The 4,043-nt window shown below is 39.5% G+C and carries 5 protein-coding genes and 1 pseudogene; 5 read left to right on the forward strand and 1 reads right to left on the reverse strand.

Annotation, left to right across the window (positions count from 1 at the left end):
• The coding region (locus JCM19043_RS15460) for a hypothetical protein (RefSeq protein ID WP_062323923.1) at positions 1 to 399 on the reverse strand (399 nt) is incomplete at its 3' end.
• Between the two features lie 247 nt (positions 400 to 646).
• Between JCM19043_RS15460 and dnaX the strand changes: the two are divergent.
• From dnaX to JCM19043_RS15480, 5 genes and pseudogenes are all read left to right on the forward strand, one after another.
• Positions 647 to 2,334 (forward strand): annotated as a pseudogene (gene dnaX, locus JCM19043_RS15465) (DNA polymerase III subunit gamma/tau).
• A gap of 28 nt (positions 2,335 to 2,362) precedes the next feature.
• The gene (locus tag JCM19043_RS15470; RefSeq protein WP_062323925.1) at positions 2,363 to 2,683 is read left to right on the forward strand and encodes a YbaB/EbfC family nucleoid-associated protein; all 321 of its coding nucleotides are present in this window, start codon (positions 2,363 to 2,365) and stop codon (positions 2,681 to 2,683) included.
• 11 nt (positions 2,684 to 2,694) lie between these two features.
• A complete protein-coding gene (recR, locus tag JCM19043_RS15475) occupies positions 2,695 to 3,291 on the forward strand; it encodes a recombination mediator RecR (RefSeq protein WP_062323927.1) in 597 nt (198 codons plus the stop codon).
• 161 nt (positions 3,292 to 3,452) lie between these two features.
• Complete coding sequence (locus JCM19043_RS17925; RefSeq protein ID WP_082394601.1) at positions 3,453 to 3,530, forward strand: DUF2508 family protein; 78 nt, start codon at positions 3,453 to 3,455, stop codon at positions 3,528 to 3,530.
• Between the two features lie 94 nt (positions 3,531 to 3,624).
• The gene (locus JCM19043_RS15480; protein WP_062323930.1) at positions 3,625 to 3,822 is read left to right on the forward strand and encodes a pro-sigmaK processing inhibitor BofA family protein; all 198 of its coding nucleotides are present in this window, start codon (positions 3,625 to 3,627) and stop codon (positions 3,820 to 3,822) included.
• Positions 3,823 to 4,043 lie beyond the last annotated feature (221 nt).

The following is a 4,043-nucleotide window of genomic DNA, read 5'->3' on the forward strand; positions in this document are numbered from 1 at the left end:
ATTGAACAGCGGTGTTCCTTTGACAAAAGAGCCTTTTATCTTTTGAAGGGTCGTCAAGCGCGCCTTCGTCGCTTTTATTTTTCTTTTAACGGCATTGATTTGCTCTTTTTTATTACGCATGTACACCTTCTTCAATTCTTTTTGCGCGGATAGAAGCGCCCGTCCTTGTTGAACAGCACTGGTCGCATAATAATCATTTAATCCGTAATGTTGTTTCAACTGTTGATGGATGGAGACGGAACTTTTCGCTTTCACGCCCCTAAGCTCCCGGACCTCCGCTTGATAGCGAAAATGTTTGGCTTGATTAAACACCCGAAGGGTGTGATTCATGGACATAACAAAATCAGGGTCGATCTTATACTTATATAAGCGATTTGAAAAAATGGCCTTCATGCCCATGATACCCACCCTCTCTTTGTTTTGTGACGGTCACTGTTAGTGCTTTAATTGTACCATGAGGAATATATGTTTGTCACTTCAAAAATATTCAAAAAATCGATTCATCACCCACCTAGTGCTGACGCACTTGAGGAAGGTGTCTTCTCGCCCTAAAACGATAAAATCCAGGGAGATTAACTAATGCAACTTCTGTGTGTTTCAGTTATAATAAGATGAGACTTAACACGAAGAGAGGATCCGGTTATATATGAGCTATCAAGCCCTATATCGTGTCTTTCGCCCACAAGTATTTGAAGATGTGGTTGGACAGGCACATATAACACGAACATTACAGAATGCTCTCGTACAAGATAAATTCTCACACGCTTATCTGTTTACTGGCCCGCGAGGGACAGGAAAGACAAGTGCGGCAAAAATATTTGCGAAGGCGATTAACTGTGAACACGCCCCAACGAAAGAGCCGTGTTTAGAGTGTGCCAGCTGTAAAGGTATCCAGTCAGGAGCGATTCCTGATGTGATGGAAATTGATGCTGCTTCTAATAATGGTGTCGAACAGATTCGTGATATACGAGATAAAGTGAAATATGCCCCGACATCCGTACCTTATAAGGTGTATATTATCGATGAGGTGCATATGTTATCGATGGGTGCCTTTAATGCGTTATTAAAGACGTTAGAAGAACCACCAAAACACGTCATCTTTATATTAGCAACAACAGAGCCACATAAAATCCCGCTAACGATTATTTCGAGGTGTCAGCGTTTCGATTTTAAACGGATTACGCAGCAAGCCTTAATTGAACGAATGAAAGTCATTATGGCTCATGAAGATATGACCGTAAGTGACGAGGCTTATCATCAGATTGCGCTCGCGGCAGAAGGTGGAATGCGGGATGCATTGAGTCTTCTAGATCAAGCGATCTCGTATAGTGATGGTGAAGTGACGTTAGAAGATGTGTTACAGATTACAGGTTCTGTCTCACAAGCAAGGCTACAACAGCTCACAGTAGCACTAGCCGATAAAGACGTGAGTACAGCCCTGAGCCTTGTCGACCAGTTCATTCAAGAAGGAAAAGATCCCGGACGTTTAATTCATGATTTGATTTACTTCTTGCGGGATGCGTTGATGTACCGGGCCGCGCCAACGCTTGCTAATCAATTAGAGCGTGCCGTACCTGATGAGGCTTTTAAAGAACTAGCCAATCGACTCGATCCACACTGGATCCAACAGGCGATTAGTGAATGGAATCATTGTCAACAAGAGATGAAGTGGACGACAAGTCCAAAAGTCTTTATAGAGATTAGTGTATTAAAACTAACAGAAGAAGACCAAGCGTCGTCAGTAGCCAATGATTCACACATTTTGCAGTTAACCGAAAAGCTTGGTAAACTAGAAAAAGAACTACGAGTGTTAAAAGAACAAGGCATAAAAACAGAGCAAGCTGCATCACCCAAGCGTCAACAAAAGCGTACCCCGCAAAGTAAGAGTAACTATAAAATACCGTTTGAAAAAATCCGCCTCACGTTAGAAAAGGCAGAAAAAGAACACTTACAAAATGTGCAACGCGCTTGGGCAAATGTATTGCAACAAGTGAAAACGAAAAGTGCGCCAGCTCATGCGACCTTGCAAGATGCTAAGCCAGCAGCGGCATCGTTTGATAACTTGGTGATTGCTTTTAAATATGATATTCATTGTTCGTTAGCACTTGATCATCGGGAACTAATAGAAGCGATTCTGTTAGAAACAACGGGACATCACATGTCATTTATCCCAATTCCTGAAGAAGCGTGCTGAAATTGCGCGAGGACTTTATTAAAGAACAAAAGTTAAAAGCAAAAGATTCAGGAGAAACAGAAGAACAAGAAGAAGACCCCGTTGTTGAAGAAGCACGGAAATTAGTCGGTGATGATTTAATAGAAATACATGAAGACTAAAGTTTTTAATTACAAGGAGGAAAACACAATGCGTGGAAATGCAAACATGAATAAAATGATGAAACAAATGCAAAAAATGCAAAAAGATATGATGAAAGCTCAAGAGGAATTACAAGAGATGAGCTTTGAAGCAACAGCAGGTGGCGGTATGGTTAAAGTCATTGCTAACGGTAAGAAGGAAATTGTTGATGTAGAGATTAATGAAGAAGTTGTTGATCCAGATGATGTAGAAATGCTACAAGATTTAATCATTGCTGCGACAAATGAAGTATTAAATAAAGTGGATGAAACATCAAACGAGAAGATGGGTAAATTCACTCAAGGTATGAATCTTCCGGGAATGTTTTAAGGAGCGAGTATATGTATTATCCTGAACCAATTTCAAAGCTGATTGATAGCTTTACTAAATTGCCAGGAATCGGACCGAAAACTGCGGTCCGACTGGCTTTTTTTGTTTTAAATATGAAAGAAGACGATGTGCTAGATTTTGCGAAGGCATTAGTCAATGCGAAACGGGAACTCACACACTGCAGCGTATGCGGCCATATTACTGACCAAGATCCATGCCAGATTTGTAGTGATCATACCCGCGATGACTCCGTTATTTGTGTCGTACAAGATCCTAAAGATGTTATTGCAATGGAAAAAATGCGTGAATTTAATGGACGTTATCACGTGCTCCATGGGGCAATCTCACCGATGGATGGGATTGGACCAGAAGATATTAATGTACCTGATTTAATTAAACGTTTAAAAGATGATAAAGTCGAAGAGCTTATTCTCGCAACAAACCCTAATGTAGAAGGTGAAGCAACGGCGATGTATATCTCTCGTCTCGTTAAACCGTCAGGTATCCGAATTACTCGGATCGCTCATGGCTTACCAATGGGTGGCGATTTAGAGTATGCCGATGAAGTGACTTTATCGAAAGCATTAGAAGGTCGACGTGAATTATAATCTGAAAGTGATGTGTTGATTATGGGCTTTCGAACAAACCGAAAGAAAAAACAATATGAACAAGCATTGCTTGATGACATTTACCGTTTGCAGTCAGAATGGACACAAGTTAAAGGTGTGATGGAACGTAGTTAGATCCATCCGTTGAAGGTGAGTACCAATTGAAGATTGCGGAAATAAAATATTTCTTCTTATTAAGAGAAGCAAGACGTCTACACTTAAACGCCCGTCAAAAATGATGGGCGTTCTTTTTTTTTAGTTTCTTCATATAAATAATAACGATGTAATAGTTAAAAAGAGCATGGTTAGTATAATGATGATGGAGGGAATAAAATGAAAAGATTAGGATTTCAAATAGCTAAACTGATTTATCGCATGATTGCAAGTGTACTTATTATCTTCTTTATCAATGTCATTGGTGGATTGATTGGTTTTCATTTACCTATTAATGTTATGACGGTTGGGATAACGACAGCGCTAAGTGGGTACGGCTTAGCTAGTTTGATGTTGATGAAAATCCTTATCTTTTAAACGTATTTAATGAAGGAACAGCTCAATCGACAAGTTTTTTAAAAAACTTGCAATTAATCCTTGCATTTGAAAAGCTATTCGTGGTATATTATTTAGGCAGTCTTTTGAGAGGGCATTTCAAATAATGATTGAAAATAACTTTTTTGTAAAAAGTTATTGACTTCCATCCAAGAGATATGTTATAGTTAAATAGTTGTCAACAAAACGACAGCGAAACATTT

Origin of the sequence: Halolactibacillus sp. JCM 19043, from assembly GCF_001310395.1 — a bacterium.
Taxonomy (GTDB): Bacteria; Bacillota; Bacilli; order Bacillales; family Amphibacillaceae; genus Halolactibacillus; species Halolactibacillus miurensis.

Coding starts and splice junctions, on each gene's coding strand:
- JCM19043_RS15480 (WP_062323930.1), top strand. CDS start 3,625: ATGAAAAGATTAGGATTTCAAATAGCTAAACTGATTTATCGCATGATT.
- recR (WP_062323927.1), top strand. CDS start 2,695: ATGTATTATCCTGAACCAATTTCAAAGCTGATTGATAGCTTTACTAAA.
- JCM19043_RS15470 (WP_062323925.1), top strand. CDS start 2,363: ATGCGTGGAAATGCAAACATGAATAAAATGATGAAACAAATGCAAAAA.